The 17,426-nt window shown below is 64.3% G+C and carries 14 protein-coding genes and 1 pseudogene; 11 read left to right on the top strand and 4 right to left on the bottom strand.

The genetic code is table 11. The annotated features are described in order from the left end of the window. Positions 1-349 precede the first annotated feature (349 nt). Together ACP7D4_RS17265 and ACP7D4_RS17260 are read left to right on the top strand one after the other, a co-directional pair. A complete protein-coding gene (locus ACP7D4_RS17265; protein WP_426107017.1) occupies positions 350-1,642 on the top strand; it encodes an NRAMP family divalent metal transporter in 1,293 nt (430 codons plus the stop codon). 39 nt (positions 1,643-1,681) lie between these two features. After that, positions 1,682-2,317, top strand: coding sequence for a 2-hydroxychromene-2-carboxylate isomerase (locus ACP7D4_RS17260; RefSeq protein WP_426210346.1), 636 nt, complete (start codon positions 1,682-1,684; stop codon positions 2,315-2,317). A gap of 62 nt (positions 2,318-2,379) precedes the next feature. Here ACP7D4_RS17260 and ACP7D4_RS17255 read toward each other — a convergent pair whose 3' ends face one another. Beyond that, entirely contained in the window at positions 2,380-3,834 is a 1,455-nt protein-coding gene (locus tag ACP7D4_RS17255; RefSeq protein ID WP_426210344.1) for a PLP-dependent aminotransferase family protein, read from the bottom strand. A 101-nt stretch (positions 3,835-3,935) separates the two neighbouring features. Between ACP7D4_RS17255 and ACP7D4_RS17250 the strand changes: the two genes are divergently transcribed. The 7 genes and pseudogenes from ACP7D4_RS17250 to ACP7D4_RS17220 all read left to right on the top strand — a co-directional run bounded on the left by ACP7D4_RS17250 (position 3,936) and on the right by ACP7D4_RS17220 (position 9,978). Beyond that, on the top strand, positions 3,936-4,904 hold the full coding sequence (locus ACP7D4_RS17250; RefSeq protein ID WP_426210342.1) for a threonine dehydratase: 969 nt from the start codon (positions 3,936-3,938) through the stop codon (positions 4,902-4,904). Continuing rightward, complete coding sequence (locus tag ACP7D4_RS17245; protein ID WP_426107013.1) at positions 4,904-5,827, top strand: DMT family transporter; 924 nt, start codon at positions 4,904-4,906, stop codon at positions 5,825-5,827. Before ACP7D4_RS17250 ends, ACP7D4_RS17245 begins: the two co-directional genes overlap by 1 nt. A gap of 91 nt (positions 5,828-5,918) precedes the next feature. After that, a complete protein-coding gene (locus tag ACP7D4_RS17240; RefSeq protein WP_426210341.1) occupies positions 5,919-6,380 on the top strand; it encodes a RidA family protein in 462 nt (153 codons plus the stop codon). Between the two features lie 121 nt (positions 6,381-6,501). Then, positions 6,502-7,695 carry a PLP-dependent aminotransferase family protein gene (locus tag ACP7D4_RS17235; RefSeq protein WP_426210339.1) on the top strand — a complete coding sequence of 398 codons (1,194 nt, stop codon included), beginning with the start codon at positions 6,502-6,504 and terminating at the stop codon, positions 7,693-7,695. Positions 7,696-7,875: 180 nt separating this feature from the next. Beyond that, positions 7,876-8,055 (top strand): hypothetical protein, encoded by a 180-nt coding sequence (locus ACP7D4_RS17230; protein WP_426210337.1) that lies wholly within the window; start codon positions 7,876-7,878, stop codon positions 8,053-8,055. Between the two features lie 12 nt (positions 8,056-8,067). Further along, positions 8,068-8,349 (top strand): annotated as a pseudogene (locus ACP7D4_RS17225) (TonB-dependent receptor); the annotation flags it as partial. Positions 8,350-8,412: 63 nt separating this feature from the next. After that, positions 8,413-9,978, top strand: coding sequence for a TonB-dependent receptor plug domain-containing protein (locus ACP7D4_RS17220; RefSeq protein WP_426210374.1), 1,566 nt, complete (start codon positions 8,413-8,415; stop codon positions 9,976-9,978). Positions 9,979-10,296: 318 nt separating this feature from the next. On the opposite strand, the gene ACP7D4_RS17215 is transcribed toward ACP7D4_RS17220, so the two are convergent. Genes ACP7D4_RS17215 through ACP7D4_RS17205 form a run of 3 tightly spaced genes read right to left on the bottom strand, consistent with a single transcriptional unit; the run spans position 10,297 to position 15,028 of the window. Then, positions 10,297-11,859: an FGGY-family carbohydrate kinase gene (locus tag ACP7D4_RS17215; RefSeq protein WP_426107007.1), complete on the bottom strand. Its 1,563-nt coding sequence runs from the start codon at positions 11,857-11,859 to the stop codon at positions 10,297-10,299. After that, complete coding sequence (locus ACP7D4_RS17210; protein ID WP_426210335.1) at positions 11,856-13,436, bottom strand: glycerol-3-phosphate dehydrogenase/oxidase; 1,581 nt, start codon at positions 13,434-13,436, stop codon at positions 11,856-11,858. Before ACP7D4_RS17210 ends, ACP7D4_RS17215 begins: the two co-directional genes overlap by 4 nt. Beyond that, complete coding sequence (locus ACP7D4_RS17205; protein ID WP_426107005.1) at positions 13,433-15,028, bottom strand: FAD-binding oxidoreductase; 1,596 nt, start codon at positions 15,026-15,028, stop codon at positions 13,433-13,435. The genes ACP7D4_RS17210 and ACP7D4_RS17205 overlap by 4 nt, the downstream gene beginning before the upstream one ends. Positions 15,029-15,132: 104 nt before the next feature. Between ACP7D4_RS17205 and ACP7D4_RS17200 the strand changes: the two genes are divergently transcribed. Together ACP7D4_RS17200 and dapC are read left to right on the top strand one after the other, a co-directional pair. Then, positions 15,133-16,161, top strand: coding sequence for an AraC family transcriptional regulator (locus ACP7D4_RS17200; protein WP_426210333.1), 1,029 nt, complete (start codon positions 15,133-15,135; stop codon positions 16,159-16,161). A 31-nt stretch (positions 16,162-16,192) separates the two neighbouring features. Further along, the gene (gene dapC / locus ACP7D4_RS17195) at positions 16,193-17,413 is read left to right on the top strand and encodes a succinyldiaminopimelate transaminase (protein WP_426210332.1); all 1,221 of its coding nucleotides are present in this window, start codon (positions 16,193-16,195) and stop codon (positions 17,411-17,413) included. Positions 17,414-17,426 lie beyond the last annotated feature (13 nt).

Here is a 17,426-nt window from a genome sequence, read left to right as displayed (position 1 = left end):
GCCTTTCGGCGATTTCAAGAGTCAATTTGCAAAGTACGGTTGACGTTTTCAGCATTTCCCGGTACCTTGCACTCGTTTTCCATTTTCGGAGCCCAACATGGGTACTTGTTCGAGTGATAGTTGCAGCCAGAGCCTGTCTGGCCCCGCCTCGGCAAGATAACGCAGTTTACTGTCGTCGTCTTGCTTCCGGCAGATGATGGCAAGTGGAACCGAACCTCGGTTCGTCTACTTCCCCACGTTTTTTACACCGCGCCGCAAGGCGGCCGCTATGCCCGCTTGCTCCATGTGCGTCCAGGCGCCGGCAGGCGCGCCCGCACGATGCCGCGCGCGTCCCTGTTGGAGAATGACGATGAACGATGTGATCACCCCCACCACAACGGCAAGCGCAGCTGGCGCATCCTGGCTTGACAAACTCGGCCCTGGCCTGATCACCGGCGCCGCCGACGACGACCCGAGCGGCATTGCCACCTATTCGCAGGCGGGCGCGCAGTTCGGCCTCACGATGCTGTGGACCGTCCTGTTCACCTATCCCTTGATGGTAGGCATTCAGCTAGTCAGTGCCCAGATCGGCCGCGTCAGCGGAAAAGGCTTGGCCGGCAACATTCGCGAGCATTTTTCGCCGGCGCTGGTGTATGCCGTCGTGTCGCTGCTGCTCGTGGCCAACACCGTCAACATCGCCGCCGACGTATCAGCGATGGGCGAGGCGGCCACCCTCATCGTGGGCGGCTCGTCGCGCTGGTACGCGGCGCTGTTTGGCACCATTTCCCTGCTGCTGCAGGTGTTCATTCCATATCACAGCTATGTGCGCATCCTGAAGTGGCTCACGCTCGCGCTGCTCGCTTATGTTGCTACGGTTTTCACCGTCAACGTGCCCTGGTTTGCCGTGGCAGGCGCCACGTTCATGCCGCACATTGAATGGACGCCTGCCTACATCACGACGATGGTCGCCGTCTTCGGCACGACCATCAGCCCCTATCTGTTTTTCTGGCAAGCATCGCAGGAAGTCGAGGAGCAGCAAGCCTGCCCGCTCAGCGCCCCCTTGCGCGAGGCGCCACACCAGGCACAGGCGCACTTTCACCGGATCAAGGTCGACACGGTCATCGGCATGGGGTTTTCCAACCTGGTCGCCTTTTGCATCATCCTCACTGCCGCGGTCACCTTGCATATGCACGGCATCGACACGATCGACACCTCGGCCCAGGCAGCGGCGGCGCTGCGCCCGCTCGCTGGCGAGTTTGCGTTTGCCATGTTCAGCGCCGGCATTATTGGCACCGGACTGCTGGCGGTGCCGGTACTGGCCGGCTCGGCCGCGTATGCCATGGCGGGCGCCTTTGGCTGGCGCAAAGGACTAGGGAAAAAGGCATCCCAAGCCAAGCGCTTCTACGGCATCATTGCCGTGTCGACCTTGGTGGGTATCGCACTCGGTTTTACGGGGCTCGATCCGATCAAGGCGCTGTACTGGAGCGCCGTCATCAATGGCGTCATCTCGGTGCCGATCATGGCCGTGATGATGCTCATGGCCGGCCGCAGCGCGATCATGGGGCAATTCGTGGTCAGAGGACGGCTCAGAGGGTTGGGCTGGAGCGCCACCGCGATCATGGCGCTCGCTGTCCTGTCAATGTTCGTCATGATGGCGCTCTGAGCGAGGCGGTACAGGATTAAATCAGGTACCATCGGCGACATGGACGCCCATCGCACGCTTGAATTCTGGTTCGACTTCGGCAGCAACTACAGCTACCTTGCCATGCTGCGCGTGGAGGCGCTCGCCGCGCAGCGCGATGTTCGCGTGGTGCTCAAGCCCTTCTTGCTCGGCCCGATCTTCAAGTCGTTTGGATGGGAAAGCTCACCATTTGTTCTGCAGGCCAAAAAGGGCGCGTACACGTGGCGCGACATGGAACGCCAGTGCGCAAAATACGGCCTGCCCTGGAACAAGCCGAGCGTGTTCCCACGCCGCGCGCTGCTGCCGATGCGCGTGGCGATCGCCGCTGAGGGCCAACCGTGGCTCGGCCAATTTTGCAGGCGGATCATGCATGCCAACTTTGTCGACGACCGCGAGATTGATGACGCGGCGACGGTGACCGAGGTGCTGGCAGCGCTGCAGCTCGCGCCCGATACATGGATTACCCTGGCGCAGGAGGATGCGACCAAGGCTGCGTTGCGGGCGCAATCGACCAAAGCGGCGGCGCGCGGCATCTTTGGCGCGCCGACTTTTTTTGTTGGCGATGAAATGTTTTGGGGTAATGACCGGCTGGAGGATGCGCTGGAATATGCGCGGGGCCGGCAGCGTTTTGCGCCGATAGCACCGGCTCCAGATTAACGGCCGCAAGTCCCATAGGCACATCGCCAGCCCTGTGCCCCGCTGCTACCGCGAACAGTAAATCATTTCGCCAGTTCACGCTCCAGAAACGCCCACGCATCCGGCTCCTGCATAGTCGCCACATTTAGGCGCATCCGGTGACTAGGCAACTGGCTCGGCGAAAACAAACTCCCCGGCGCGAGCAACAGGCCCTCCCCCATCGCTCGCTCGGCCAGCACATTGGTATTCCTGCCGGCATCGACCCACACGAACATCCCCGCCGGCGGCGCCACATCGACCTTCAGGCCCACGCGCTCCATCTGGCGCACCGTCTTGGCGCGTACCGCGTCGAGCTTGCCCCGCACCCGGTCCACGTGCTTGCGGTACAGCCCTTCCGACAAAATCTTGTACACCACGCGCTCGCCGATGTCGCTGGTGGTGAGCGTGGCGAGCATCTTGCGGTCGCACAGCCGCTGCGCCCATTCGGGCGAGGTGGCGATGAAGCCAACGCGCAAATTGGCCGCCAAGGACTTGGAAAAGCCGCCCAGGTAAATTACGCGCTGCAGCTGGTCAAGCGCGGCCAGCCTGGTGGCCGGCTGCACGGCGGACCCCGGATGCAGGTCGCAATAGATATCATCCTCGACGATGGTAAAGCCGTGCTCCTCGGCCAGGCGCAGCACCTGGAATGCCTTGGCCGCCGACAGCGAGGTCGAGGTCGGGTTATGCAGCACCGAGTTGATCACGTACAGCTTGGGCTTGTGAATGGCAGCCAGCCGCGCCAGCTGCGCAATGTCAGGCCCATCGGCCAGGCGCGCGATGCCAATCACTTTCGCGCCCAGCGCGGCAAAAGACCCGAACATCAAAAACCAGGCCGGGTCGTCGACAAAGATGGTGTCCCCGGGGCGCGTGAATTCGCGCGCCACCAGGTCCAGCGCCTGCGTCACGCCGACGGTAGTGACGATCTGCTCGGGAGCAGCCTCAATCTCGAACTCGGCCAGTTTCAGCTGCAGTTGCTGGCGCAGCGGCAGAAAGCCTTGCGGCGCGCCGTAATTGAGCAAGGCGTTCGCGCTCTGGCGCGTGATCGAGCGCAGCGCATTGGCGATCAGCGGACCATCAAGCCATTCAACCGGCAGCACGCCCGAACCGGGCACCTTTTGCAGCGGCGCCTGCCGGAACATATTTCGGATCAACCAGACGACATCGAGCGGCTTGGCCTCGTGTTCGCGGGGATCGGCCGCCGCAGCGGCAGGGCCGGAGCGTTCGCCCGTATTGAGCGGCGAGCGCTCACGGACAAAAAAACCGGCGCCGCGGCGCGATTCCACATAACCCTTGGCCACCAGCTTGTCGTAACTGGCCACCACGGTAAATGCCGACACCCCGTGCGCGGCGGCGAACGCGCGGATCGAGGGCATGCGCGCGCCGCTGCGCAGCAGCTTGTCGTCGATGCGGGCGGCAACGGCGCGCACAATCTGGTCGATCAGCGACTCGCCGCCATCGCGCGCAAGGGGCGCTAGCAAAGGAAAAATTGTATTGGTCATGGCACCGTTACAGTATATGAAATTATATGGAAAAGTGTATTGGTACTGTACTTGTTTTTTCGTCTAGGATACACCTATCGCCCACCTGACGAAAGCCGAATATGTATCAGCCCTCCCTTGCCGAACTTGACGTTGCCGCCGCCATCGTTTATCGCGCCATGCCGGCCACGCCCCAGTACTCGTGGCCGCAACTGAACCAGGCGCTGGGGGCAGAAGCGTGGGTCAAGCACGAAAATCACACGCCGCTGGGCGCTTTTAAAACGCGCGGCGGCCTGGTCTACATGGAGCGGCTCAGGGACCGCCTGCCCGAGCTGCGCGGCGTACTGGCCGCCACCCGCGGCAACCACGGCCAGTCGGTCGCTTTTGCGGCGCAGCGCCACGGCTTGCAGGCAAAGATTTTTGTCCCGTTCGGCAACAGCGTCGAGAAAAACGCCGCCATGCGCGCGCTCGGCGCGCAGTTGACGGAAGTGGGCGACGACTTCCAGGCGTGCCGCGAACACGCTGCGCGCGTAGCCGAAACCGAAGGCCTGCACATGGTGCCATCCTGGCATGCGGACCTGGTGGCTGGCGTTGCCAGCGGCTATCTGGAATTGTTCCGGGCCCAGAGCGACCTCGATGTGCTGCTGGTTCCCATCGGCCAAGGTTCGGGCATCTGCGCAGCAATCGCCGCGCGCAATGCGCTCGGCGTCAAGACGCGCATCGTCGGCGTCGTCTCCAGCCATGCGCCCACCTACCAGTTGTCGTTTCGCGCCGGGCGCGCCGTTCCCGCGCCCGTGACGACCAAGGTGGCCGACGGCCTGGCCTGCCGCCAGCCAGACGAAGGCTCGCTTGCCGCCATCTTCGAGTACGTCGACGACGTCCTGGCCGTGACGGACGATGAAGTCGCGCACGCCATGCGCCTGTACTACCGCGCCACCCACAACCTGGCCGAAGGCGCGGGCGCCGCAGCGCTGGCAGCGGCCCTGCAGCACAAGGATAGCGCGCTCATCAAAGGGCGCAAGGTGGGCTTGCCGCTCACGGGCGGCAATGTTGACGCTGACTTGTTCCGCCATATATTGCAGGGGCCGTGATGCGCGCGGCTCCTGGCAGCTTATCTGGCGCCGTCACCGGCGGCCTGTCCGATGAAACGGCCGGCATGCTGCTTGGCCTGGTTGGCGTGGCCATGTTCGGCCTGACCTTTCCTGCGACCCGGCTCGCCGTGGCCGAACTGCCGCCGGAATTCGTGGCGCTGGGCCGCGCCGTCGCCGCGGCCGTGCTGGCGCTCATCTGGCTGCTATGCAAGCGCCTGCCCTTCCCGCCGCGCTGCGCGCTGCTGCCGCTGGCCGGCGTGGCGGGCGGCTGCATCATCGGCTTTCCGTGGCTGACCTCGATCGCCCTGCAAACCCTGCCGGCGTCGCACGGCGCGGTACTGGTCGGCATCCTGCCGCTGGCAACGGCCGCTTTCTCGGCCCTGCGCGGCAATGAGCGACCGTCGCCCGGGTTCTGGGCAATGGCGCTGGCGGGTTCCGCGCTCGTCATCGGCTTTGCCCTGCACCAGAGCGGCGGCACGTTCCACCGGGCCGACCTGTTGATGTTCGCAGCCGTGATCCTGGCTGCCATCGGTTACACCGAAGGCGCGCGCCTGTCGCAGAGCATGGGCGGAGCGCAAGTGATCAGTTGGGCGCTGGTGTTGTCAGCGCCCTTGATCGCCCCGCTGCTGGTGGCGCTGTGCTGGCCGCATGCCGCCATCATCGCGCAGGCCGGGCCCAAGGCGTGGCTGGGATTTGCCTACGTGGCCGCGTTTTCAATGTATATCGGCTTCTTTTTCTGGTATGGCGGCATGGCGCGCGGCGGCATTGCGCGCGTCGGCCAGGTGCAACTGGTGCAGCCTTTCATCACGCTGGCCGGCGCCTGGCTGATTTTGGACGAACCGCTGGCGCCGTCCAATTTCCTGTTCGCCGCCGCCGTCATCACGGTGGTGGCCGCCGGCAGGAAAATGCAGGTAAAACGCTGATTAAACGATAGTTGATGTCGCAATTGCGATGGGAATGCCCCGCAGAGCGACGTACAATACCGTCTTGCCTACCCACCAAGATGAGAAACCCATGTCTGCCTACGAAAAGCTCAAAGCACTCAACATCACCCTGAAAGCGCCTGCGGCACCAGTGGCCGCCTACGTGATGCATGTACAAACCGGCAACCTGGTGTTTTTGTCGGGGCACCTGGCGCGCACCGCCGACGGCGCCGTCATCGTTGGCCAGCTGGGCAAGGACGTCAGCGTCGAGCAAGGCCAGCAGGCAACGCGCCAGATCGCCATCGACTTGATCGGCACCTTGCAGGAAGCCTGCGGCGGCGACCTGAACCGGGTCACCCGCATCGTCAAGCTGACCAGCCTGGTCAATTCGACGCCGGCGTTTACCGACCATCACCTGGTCACCAATGGCGCCTCGGCGCTGTTTGGCGAGGTTTTTGGCGAGGCCGGCAAGCATGCGCGCGCCGCCTTCGGCGTGGCGCAAATTCCCCTGGGCGCCTGCGCCGAGATCGACATGGTTGTAGAAATAGCGTAGTTTTTTCTCCGAATCCGGACGGCCTTACCCAGGCCAGTCCCTTCCCGTGCGCTTACAAAGCGTGCTCTATAATGGCCTGATATGTGTATGCGACGCGGCCCCTTTCTTCTGTGAGACCAGCATGAAAATTGAAAATCCAAATCCGATCGACTGGCGTTTTTCGGAGCGCGCAAGCCAGCTGCAAAGCTCGTTCATCCGCGAAATCCTGAAGATCACCCAGCGCCCCGAGATCATCTCGTTTGCCGGCGGCCTGCCGTCGCCTGCCACCTTCCCGATCGAGCAGATGAAGGCCGCCTTCGACAAGGTCTTGACCGAAAACGGCAAAGTGGCCCTGCAATACGGCCCGACCGACGGTTATCCGCTGCTGCGCGAATGGATTGCCAATTCCCTGTCCACGGACAGCTGCAAGATCATGCCGGAACAGGTATTGATGACGTCCGGCTCGCAGCAGGCGCTCGACCTGCTGGGCAAGGTGCTGATCGACGAAGGCAGCCGCGTGCTGGTTGAAACGCCGAGCTACCTGGGCGCGCTGCAAGCGTTTTCGGTCTACCGTCCCGAATTCAAATCGGTGGCCACCGACGACCACGGCCTGGTGCCGTCGTCGATCGACCCGGTCGCCGACGGCGCGCGCATGCTGTACGCGCTGCCGAACTTCCAGAACCCGACCGGGCGCAGCCTGTCGATCGAGCGCCGCGTGGAGCTGGTCGAAACGTGCGCCCGCCTGGGCATTCCGCTGATCGAAGACGATCCGTACGGCGCGCTAAGCTACAAGGGCGAGCCTTTCCCCAAGATGCTGAACATGAATCCGGACGGCGTCATCTACATGGGTTCGTTCTCGAAGGTGCTCACGCCGGGCATCCGCCTGGGTTACGTGGTCGCGCCGCTGCCGCTGGTACGCCGTCTGGAGCTGGCCAAGCAGGCCGCCGACCTGCACACCGCGCAGCTGACCCAGATGGTGGTGTATGAAGTGATCAAGGATGGCTTCCTCGACCAGCACATTCCAAAAATTCGCACGCTGTACGCGAACCAGTGCCAGGCCATGCTCGACGCGCTGACCGAGTGCTTCCCATCCAGCGTCACCTGGACCAAGCCGGAAGGCGGCATGTTCATCTGGGTAACGCTGCCAAAGCACATCGACGCCATGAAGCTGCTGGACCAGGCGATCGCGGCCAAGGTGGCCTTCGTGCCGGGCGCGCCTTTCTACGCCAACGAACCGGAAACGAACACGCTGCGCCTGTCGTTCGTGACGGTGCCGCCGGAGCGGATCCGTGAAGGCGTGGCCGTGCTGGGCAAGCTGATCGCCGCGCAACTGTAAGGGAGGGCCGACATCGTCCTCGCACGCGAGGGCGATGTCGGTCGAGATGGATTGAGGTGCATCGAGGTGCAATTATGCAACTGAAATAATTGTCACTTTCCGGCAAGTTATAGTACTGTTGTATTGATAAAGCGCAACACACTTCAAGTGTTGCCAAAAACAATACCAACAGGAGCCGATGTGAGATTGAACCGCGCGTTGCAGCCATGCCTTGCCATGCTGCTGATCCTGCAAGCCTTCAGCGCCAGCGCGCAAGCCACCGACGAAGAAGAGCTCGCCCTCGTCTACGGCGACACCAGCAACGTCACCATCGCCACCGGCAGTGAGCAATCGCTGCGGCGCGCGCCGGCCGTGGCCTAGGTCGTCACCGCGCAAGACATCGCCGCCATGGGCGCGACCGACCTGGACCATATCCTGGAGACGATCGCCGGCATCCATATCAGCCGCTCGCCCAACCAATATTCCCCCCTGTATATGGTGCGCGGCATCTACAGCGCCTACCTGTCGCAAGTATTGGTGCTGCAAAATGGCATTCCCGTCACGTCCGCCTACCTGAACAACAAGGGCAACGTCTGGGGCGGCTATCCGGTGGAACACATCGCGCGCATTGAAGTGCTGCGCGGGCCCGGCTCGGCGCTGTACGGCTCGGACGCCTTTGCCGGCGTCATCAATATCATCACCAAGGGCCCGGCCGACACCCGCGGCACCGAAGTGGGCATGCGCGTGGGCAGCTTTGCCACGCGCGACGCCTGGGTCCAGCACGGCGGCAAGCTCGGCCCTGCGAGCGTGGCCGTGTACCTGCGCGCCGGGCGCACCCACGGTTTTCGCAGCATCATCGACGCCGACGCCCAGAGCCGCAACGATGCCATCTTCGGCACCCGCGCTTCGCTGGCCGGTGGGCCGGTCAATGTCGGCAACGACGCCATCGACGGCAACCTTGACATCAGCGTCGACAAGTGGCGTTTTCGGGCCGGCTACAAGGGCCGCGACAATGTCGGCACCGGCGCCGGCATCGCCAACGTGCTGGACCCGGTGGGCAAGTCGAAAAGCGAACGCGTCACGGGCGAGCTGTCCTGGACTGACGCGAACCTGGGCGAAGGATGGAGCGCAGGCGCCATGCTCGCCGGCATGACTTACAAGCAGACCACGCCGGTCGACTACCAGCTTTTCCCGCCCGGCCTGCGCTTTCCCACCGGATTGTTTCCGAACGGCATGCTGGGCGGCCCGGATTTTTCCGAAAGGCAGTTGCGCGCCTCGGCCTTTGCCGCGTACGCCGGCTGGCGCGGGCATAACGTGCGCGGTGGCATCGGCCATGACGACCTGAACCTGTACGACACGCATGAAACGCGCAATTTCAACTACACGGCGGGCGGGGTGCCGGTCCCGCTGTCGCAAACAATCGACTTTTCCAGCACCAATCCCTTTCTGTTTCCCCAGCGCCGGCAGGTCGATTACGCTTACGTGCAGGATGAATGGACGTTCGCGCCCGACTGGACCGTTACCGCCGGCGTGCGCCATGATCACTACTCCGACTTTGGCGGCACCACCAATCCGCGCGGGGCGCTGGTGTGGGACGCGTCGTACAACCTGACCGCCAAGCTGATGTACGGGCGCGCTTTCAGGGCGCCGGCCTTCATTGAAAGCTACGGCGTGGCCAACCCTGTCATTCGCGGCAATCCGAACCTGAAGCCGGAAACGAACCACACGCTCGAAGCGGCGATTTCCTGGCAGGTGCGCGCCGACACCCAGCTGAACCTGACCATTTACCGCTACGCGATGAGCAATATCATCCGCACGGTGCCCAACGCGACGCCCAACACGGGCGCCACGTACCGCAACACGGGCGACCAGGACGGCAACGGCATGGAACTCGAATCGCAGATCAAGGTCGGCAAGGACCTGCGCGTGACGGGCAATTACAGCTGGCAGCGCTCGATTGACAAGGCCACCGGCCAAAATGCGGGCTATGCGCCGCGCCATCATGCATACGGGCGCGCCGACTGGCAGTTTGCGCGCGCATACCTGGTCAGCGCGCAGCTCAATGTGGTGCGAGGACGAGCGCGTGCGCCGGGGGATGTGCGCAAGCCGGTGGCCGACTATGCCACGCTTGACTTGACCTTGCACAGCGAGCGTGGACGGGGGAAATGGGATGTTACGGCGGCGCTTCGCAATGCCCTGAACGCCGACGTACGTGAGCCGAGTCCGGCCCCGGGACTGCAATTGCCGCACGATCTGCCGATGGCGCCGCGGGCTTTGTCGTTGCAGGGGTCGTATTGGATGTAGGGCGAAGGTTGGCATGACCGCCAGGACCGGCAGCTATAGCACAGCAACCACATCGTCCTCGCGCACGCGGCTGTTGCAGAAGGGACGACGGTGCCGCAGCACTACATCGTCCTCACACGCGGGGACCCATAGAACCGACGAGTCATGTTTACCTTGAATCGAACCGATTACTATAACGCGTTGATTCGTAATCAAACTGTTGGCGCCCGTACTATGGGTCCCCGCTTTCGCGAGAACGATGTTGATGCGTTACTGGTTAGATCAACAGCGCTGCCTTTGACGACGGGCGGCAGTGGACGGTTTTACAGCCCCCTCCCCCTACACCTGCTTCGGATACCCCGTAATCTGCGCAATCTGCGCATACATCGGCTGCAGCCGCGCGTACATCTTGCGGTACACGCGATGATACAGCTGGTCGTACATCCGCTGGTTTTCCGGGATCGGATGGAACACCTTCCCCACCCTGGTCATCGCCTTGATCGCACTGGCAAAGTCCGGATACAAGCCTAGTCCCACCGCCGCATCGATCGCCGCGCCCAGTCCCGACGTCTCGTACAAATGCGGCCTGGCCGTCGGCAACCCAAAAATATCGGCGGTCAGCTGCATCGCCGCGTCGCTCTGCGATCCGCCGCCCGACACGCGCAGCTCGGTGATTTTCACCCCGCTGCGCTTTTCAATGCGCTCCTTGCCTTCGCGTAGCGCATACGCCAGCCCTTCCAGGATCGCGCGGTACACGTGCGCGCGCGTGTGCACGTCGCCAAAGCCGATGATCGCCCCCTTCGCCTCCGGTCCCGGCACCCTGATTCCCGGCGTCCAGTATGGCTGCAGCATCAGCCCCATCGACCCGGCCGGCACCGCATTGACCAGTTCATCGAACAGTGCTTCGGGCGCGATATCTTGTTCCAGCGCGCGCGCCCGTTCCAGGTGCCCGAACTGCTCCTTGAACCAGTTGACCATCCAGTAGCCGCGAAAAATCTGCACCTCGGTGCTGTACGCGTGCGCAATGGCGGCCGGATACGGCGGAATGAAGGGCGTCACTTCCACGTAGCGCGTGGTGGTGGTGTTGATGGTGGCCGTGGTGCCGTAGCTCAGGCACCCGATGTGCGGCTCCTGGCAGCCGGCGCCAATCACTTCGCAAGCCTTGTCGGCCGCTGCCGCCAGCAGCGGCGTGCCCTCCAGAATGCCGCACGCCGCAGCGGCCGCCGCGTCGATCTTGCCAATCACCGTGCCCGGCGTCACCAGCTCGGGCAGCATCTGCGGCGTGATGGCCAGCGCCTGCCACTTCCAGTCGCGCTTTGCGGCCCAGCGCTGCTTCTTGTAGTCGAACGGCAGATAGGCCACTTGCGAGCCGATCGAATCGGCAAAGCGCCCGCACAACTTGTAATTGAGGTAGCCCGACAGCAGCAGGAACTTGTCGGTGCGCGCCCAGATGTCCGGCTGGTGCGCCTTGATCCAGTTGATCTCGGCCTCGCCGCGAAAAAAATCCACCGTGGCCTTGACGCGCGCCAGCCGGAACGCTGCATCCCACCATGCGCCGATCGGCGGCACACTGTCGGTGCGGCGCTGGTCAAGCCAGGTGATGGCCGGGCGCAGCGGCTTGCCGTCTTTGTCCAGGTTGACCATGGTGCCGCGCTGCGCCGTCACGGCCACGCCCTGCACGCTGGTCTTGTCTGCGCCGTCCTGTGCCCAGAGGCCCTGGCAGGCTTCGCACACGGCCTGCCAGTAGCCGTCGACGTCATGCTCGGCCCAGCCGGGCTGCTGCGAAAAATACGGTTCAAGGTGCACCTGCGACTTGGCCACAATATTGCCGTTCAGGTCGAACAACAGCGCGCGCACGCTCTGCGTGCCGTTGTCGATGGCGAGGATGGTTTTAACGGTCATGTCGGCAAGCTGTAGTTAGCGTTCCATAATGCCAGATACGCGGCCTGGCTTGTCTCCCATTGCGCGTCGGTCCACGCCAGCTCCGGCTGGCAGATTGCGCGAATGCGCGCCAGATGCTCCACGCCGCCGCCGCGCAGCTGCAGGCCAAGGCGGGTGCGGCGCAGCAGCAGGTCTTCAAGCCGCAGCACCGCTTCGCAGCGCGCCGCCCAGCGCAACTCGGCCCACAGGGTCTGGGTGCCGGGGATCAATTCCAGTTCGCCGGGCGCTGCCGCCGCCAGCAGCGCAGGGGCGGTGGCCCCGTAGCGTCCTTCAATGCGCTGGCGCTGCGCGCCGCGCAGGCGCATGCCAAGCCGGACGCGATCTGCAAAAATCGGCAGCGGCTTGAGCTGGTCGTGCCAGCCTGGCAGCAGCGGCTTTGCATGCTTTAATGCGTCGAGGGCGATCACGCGAAACGTGGTCAGCTTGCCGCCGGTGACGGTCAGCAGGCCCGCGTCGACCCAAACAGCATGGTCGCGCCCTTCCTTGGACGGATCGGCCTGGCCGCTGTCGATCACAGGGCGTACGCCGGCGTAGGTGGCGAGAATATCGGCCTCGCTCAAGCCCTGCTGCGGAAACTGCGTCTCCAGCGCCAGCATCAGGTAGTCGACTTCGGCGCGCGTGATCGCCGCTTCCGTATTGAGCGACGCGGCGTGATCGACATCGGTGGTGCCCACCAGCGTTACGCCTTCCCACGGAAACGCGAATACCGGGCGCGCGTCGGCCGGATGCATCAGGCTGACCGCCTGCGCCAGCGGCAAGCGCCAGGCCGGCAGCACCAGGTGGCTGCCGCGCAGCGGGCGTATCTTTGGTGTGGCGCCGGTTTGCCCGCGCAGACCATCGGCCCAGGCGCCGGTGGCGTTGATCACCAGGCGCGCGCTGACATCGCACTCGCCGCCGCCCACGGCGTCATGCAGGCGGGCACCGGTGACTTTGCCTGCACTGCGCAGCAGCGACTGCGCGGCCAGGTAATTGACGGCCACGCCGCCGTGGCTTTGCGCCTCCTGCAGCACGCGCAGCACCAAACGCGCGTCGTCGGTCTTGGCGTCGGTGTAGCACATGCCGCCCGCAAGGTCGATGCGGCCCACGTTCGGCACCATCATCAAAAATTCGGTGCTGTCGACATAATGGCGCTCGCGCTTGCCCGACAGCAGGTCATAAATGGCCAGGCCCAGCAAGAACATCTTGCGGCCCGGTTTGCCGCCCACATAGTCACCAAAAGCGAAGCTCTGGCTTTCCACCAGCCCGCCCGCTTCGCGCAGCAAGGCGTCGCGCTCGCGCACCGATTCGCGCGTCAGGCCCAGGCGCCCTTCCTTCAGGTAGCGCAGGCCGCCGTGCACCAGTTTCGACGAGCGGCTCGACGTGCCCCAGGCAAAGTCGCGCTGCTCGACCAGCAGCGCCTTCAGGCCGCGGCGCGACGCTTCGAGCAGGATGCCGGCGCCAGTGATGCCACCGCCGATGATCAGCAAATCCCACTCGCGTTCGGCCAGCGCCAGCGCCGACAGGGAGCTGCGCCAGCCGGCCTGCCACGGCGCGTTCATGCTGCCACCAGTTTGCCGGGATTCATCCGGCACTCCGGGTCAAAGTGGCGAAACAGCGCCTGCATGGCGCCGATGCCGAGCGCGCCTTTTTCGGCAATCAGATAGGGCGCATGGTCGGTACCGACGCCGTGCTGGTGGCTGATGGTGCCGCCATTAACAACGATCGCTTCGGACACGGCGCTCTTGAGCGCGCGCCAGCGCGCCAGGTCGCCCTCGTACGTGCCGGAGAGGCGATACACAAAGGTGCTGTAGACGCTGGCACCCTGCGCGTATACGTGGGACAGGTGCGTGTAGGCGTGCACCCGTTCCCCGCGCGTGGCCAGTGCTTCGGTCGCCGCCTCTTCGATGGCGTGCATCATGGGCGTGACGCCCGGCCAGTCGACGGCGGTTTCCACGGTGTCGATCGCGTAGCCGTGCTGCCATGCCGTATTGCGCAGGTAGACATTGCGAAAGCGGTTCTGCTTCCACTTCTCGCCCATCTTGCGCCCCACGTGCACGCCGCCCTGCTTGCGCGCCAGCGCCAGCGCGCCCTTGAGTGCCGCCTTGGCCGCAGCCTTGCCGCCGCTGGCGCCGATCATCAGCATGCACTTGCCTTCGCCGCAGCCGCGCCAACCCAGGTAAGTTTCGAGCGCGCCGATCAGGCGCTTGTGCCCGGCCAAGGTCAGCATGGTCGTCGTCTCCGCGCCGTTCGACAGGCGCAGCATCGACAGTGGCAGTCTGGCTTGCGCGATCGTGCGCGTGGCCAGGGCCGCCGCTTCCCAGCTGGGGAAGAACACCGCATGAAAAGCTTCATGCTCGGGCAACCTGGTGATGCGCACCGCCGCTTCGGTCAGGATGCCCAGGCGCCCTTCGGAGCCGAGCACCATCTCGCGCAGGTCGGTGCCGGCGGCGGACGCGGGAAAGGTCGGCAGGTCCAGCCGCCCGGCCGGCGACTCGACGCGCCCGCCCGCAAACAGCTGCTCGATGCGGCCATAACGCAGCGACTGCTGGCCGGACGAACGCGTGACAACCCAGCCGCCCAGCGTCGAATACTCGAACGACTGCGGAAAGTGGCCGAGCGTAAAACCATGCGCGCGCAGCTGCGCTTCGAGGTCCGGACCGAACACGCCCGCCTCGAACGTGGCCAGCTGCGCTTCGATGTCGAGATTGAGCATGGCGCGCATGCGCGTCATGCTGATGGTCAGGACCGGCATGGCGCCGCCCGGTACCGTGATATGTCCGGCCACGCTGGTGGCGCCGCCGCAGGCAATCACCATGGCGCCGTTGGCGGCGGCAAAGTCGAGCAGCTCGCGCACCTGGTCGCCGCTCTCCGGAAAAGCCACGCCGTCGGGCGCGGTGTCGATGCGCCCATGGCGCATGCGCAGCCAGTCCGGCAGGCTTTGCCCAAGTGCGTGCGCCACGCGCACCGGCGGCGAAATGTCGACCAGCGGGTGCCACGGCAAGCGCGTCGGCGCCAGCTGGTCGCAGGCCTGGCGCAGCGTGGCATCGGTCATCTTGCCACCCGGTCCCAGCCGCTCATGTAAAAATGCCAGCGCGTCCCCGCCCAGCGCAAAATCAATGGCGTCGTCGCCCCATCCGTTCCACCGTTTCATCGAATTTTCCCGTTATACTTGTCTAAGCCAGTTTCCATGGCTGGCAGAGTAACGCCAGGCCGCCATTTTGTATTGCGCTTTTATGACAACACTCTTGTTCAAACATGCCAGCGGTTCGCACTGACACGCGCCGCGTCACGGGTTCCTATCTCCAGCCGCTGCTGGAGGCGGCGCAGGCGCGTGGCGTGAGCGCGCGCCAGCTCGCGCTCGCGGCCAACATGCCGGCCGACGCGCTCGGCCCTCTGCCCGACTCGCTGGCCGCCGACGATTACGTGCGCCTGCTGGCGGTGGGCGCGCAACTGGCGGACGATCCCCATTTTGGCCTGCATGTGGGCGAGCGCGTCAAACTGGGCACCTACAGTGTGTATGGGCTGATCCTGTTGTCGTGCAAGGACTTCGGCCAGGTTTTTCAGCAAACCATGCGCTACGAACAGCTGGCGCATGACCTGGGCGGATCCAAGCTGGCGCTGGACGGCGCGCAGGCGCAGTACCAATGGATCAGCAACTACCCGTCGGCCAGCCGTCATCTGGTCGAGAGCGTATTTGCCGGCATTCGCGTGTTCAGCACCTGGCTGGCGGGCATGGCGCTGCCCTCGTCCAAGATGCAGTTCACCCACGCGATGGAGGGCAGCGCGGCCGAGTACGAGCGTATTTTCGGCGCGCTGCCGCTGTTTGACGAACCGGTCAACGCGGCCCACTTCGACGCCCAGTTGCTGGCCTGGCCGGTGCCCAATGCCGACGTCGGCCTGTACCCGGTGCTGCAGCAGCACGCTGAAACGCTGCTCAAGGAGCGCGCCCGCAGCGACCAGGGCATTGCCGCGCAGGTGCATGCGGCCATCATCAAGAACCTGGCGCACGACCGGGTGCGCCTGTCGTCGATCGCCGACGAACTCAATCTGTCGCCGCGCACGCTGCAGCGCAAGCTCAATGAAGCGGGCGCCAGCTTCCAGCAAGTGCTCGATCAGGCCCGCTTTGCGCTGGCCACGGACTACCTGCGCCAGGACACGCTCTCGCTGGTGGACATCGCGTTTTTGCTGGGCTACCAGGAGCAAAGCGCGTTCACGCACGCCTTCAAGGAGTGGGCCGGCGTGAATCCCGGCGCCTGGCGCGAAGGCGCCCAATGTCGCCTATAATAATGAGGACTCGATCAGCCCTGGTATCGCCGTGAACCCACATCTCGACAAGCTGCACCCCTACCCTTTCGAAAAGCTGCGCCAACTGTTTGCCGGCCTCACCCCGAATCCCCATTACGCCCCCATCAGCCTTGGCATCGGCGAGCCGAAGCATCCCACGCCACCTTTCATCCAGAAAGCGCTGGCCCATGGCGTGCAGGGACTGGCCAATTACCCTACAACGATCGGCAGCGACGCGCTGCGCGGCGCGATTGCCAACTGGCTGCAGCACCGCTATGGCATTCCCGAACTGAATGCGGCGACCCAGGTCTTGCCGGTCAATGGCTCGCGCGAAGCACTGTTCGGCATCGCCCATTGCGTTGTCGACAGCGCCAAACAAGCACCGCTGGTGATGTGCCCGAATCCGTTTTATCAAATCTATGAAGGCGCCGCCTATCTGGCCGGCGCCGAACCGTATTTCGTCAATTCCGAACCGGGTCGCAATTTTGCGTGCGACTACAGCAGCGTGCTGGCTGACGTCTGGCCGCGCGTGCAACTGCTGTACCTGTGCTCGCCGGGCAACCCGACCGGCGCCACGCTTGCGCTCGAAGACTGGGAGCGCCTGTTCGCGCTGGCCGACGAGCACGGCTTCGTGATCGCCGCCGACGAATGCTATTCCGAGATCTACCATGGCAGCTTTGCGCCGCTGGGCGCGCTGGAAGCGGCGCACCAGTTGGGCCGCAGCGGGGGCGAGTCGCCGTACGCGAACTTGATCGTGTTCTCCAGCCTGTCGAAACGCTCGAACGTGCCGGGCATGCGCTCGGGCTTTGTCGCGGGCGACCCGGCGATCATCAAAAAATTCCTGCTGTACCGCACCTATTGCGGCGGCGCCATGTCGCCGCCGGTGCAGGCGGCCTCGATCGCGGCCTGGGGCGACGAAGCCCACGTCCAGGAAAACCGCGCGAAATACCGCGAGAAATTCACCTTAGTCACGCCCATGCTCAAGCAAGTCATGGACGTTGAATTGCCCGACGCCGGCTTTTACCTGTGGGCGGACGTGCGCAGGACGGGCTTGACCGACACGGAATTCGCCCGCCGCCTGTACCTTGATTATAATGTCACTGTGTTGCCTGGGAGCTACCTTGCACGTGAAGCGCACGGGGTCAATCCCGGGCAGAACCGCATTCGCATGGCGCTGGTCGCCGAAGTCGATGAAGGCGTGGAAGCGGCGCAGCGTATCGTCCAGTTTTGCACAGCCTTGAAAAAAACCTGAAACACCACCAAGA

The organism is Massilia sp. TWP1-3-3, assembly GCF_049897805.1.
GTDB lineage: Bacteria > Pseudomonadota > Gammaproteobacteria > Burkholderiales > Burkholderiaceae_D > Telluria_A.
The sequence above is the reverse complement of the archived record's forward strand: the minus strand, read 5'-3'. Positions and strand labels throughout refer to the sequence as shown.

Bases quoted from the DNA above. Each gene is read 5' to 3' on its own strand.
- ACP7D4_RS17265 (WP_426107017.1), top strand. From the start codon at position 350: ATGAACGATGTGATCACCCCCACCACAACGGCAAGCGCAGCTGGCGCA.
- ACP7D4_RS17260 (WP_426210346.1), top strand. From the start codon at position 1,682: ATGGACGCCCATCGCACGCTTGAATTCTGGTTCGACTTCGGCAGCAAC.
- ACP7D4_RS17255 (WP_426210344.1), bottom strand. From the start codon at position 3,834: ATGACCAATACAATTTTTCCTTTGCTAGCGCCCCTTGCGCGCGATGGC.
- ACP7D4_RS17250 (WP_426210342.1), top strand. From the start codon at position 3,936: ATGTATCAGCCCTCCCTTGCCGAACTTGACGTTGCCGCCGCCATCGTT.
- ACP7D4_RS17245 (WP_426107013.1), top strand. From the start codon at position 4,904: ATGCGCGCGGCTCCTGGCAGCTTATCTGGCGCCGTCACCGGCGGCCTG.
- ACP7D4_RS17240 (WP_426210341.1), top strand. From the start codon at position 5,919: ATGTCTGCCTACGAAAAGCTCAAAGCACTCAACATCACCCTGAAAGCG.
- ACP7D4_RS17235 (WP_426210339.1), top strand. From the start codon at position 6,502: ATGAAAATTGAAAATCCAAATCCGATCGACTGGCGTTTTTCGGAGCGC.
- ACP7D4_RS17220 (WP_426210374.1), top strand. From the start codon at position 8,413: ATGCGCGTGGGCAGCTTTGCCACGCGCGACGCCTGGGTCCAGCACGGC.
- ACP7D4_RS17215 (WP_426107007.1), bottom strand. From the start codon at position 11,859: ATGACCGTTAAAACCATCCTCGCCATCGACAACGGCACGCAGAGCGTG.
- ACP7D4_RS17210 (WP_426210335.1), bottom strand. From the start codon at position 13,436: ATGAACGCGCCGTGGCAGGCCGGCTGGCGCAGCTCCCTGTCGGCGCTG.
- ACP7D4_RS17205 (WP_426107005.1), bottom strand. From the start codon at position 15,028: ATGAAACGGTGGAACGGATGGGGCGACGACGCCATTGATTTTGCGCTG.
- ACP7D4_RS17200 (WP_426210333.1), top strand. From the start codon at position 15,133: ATGCCAGCGGTTCGCACTGACACGCGCCGCGTCACGGGTTCCTATCTC.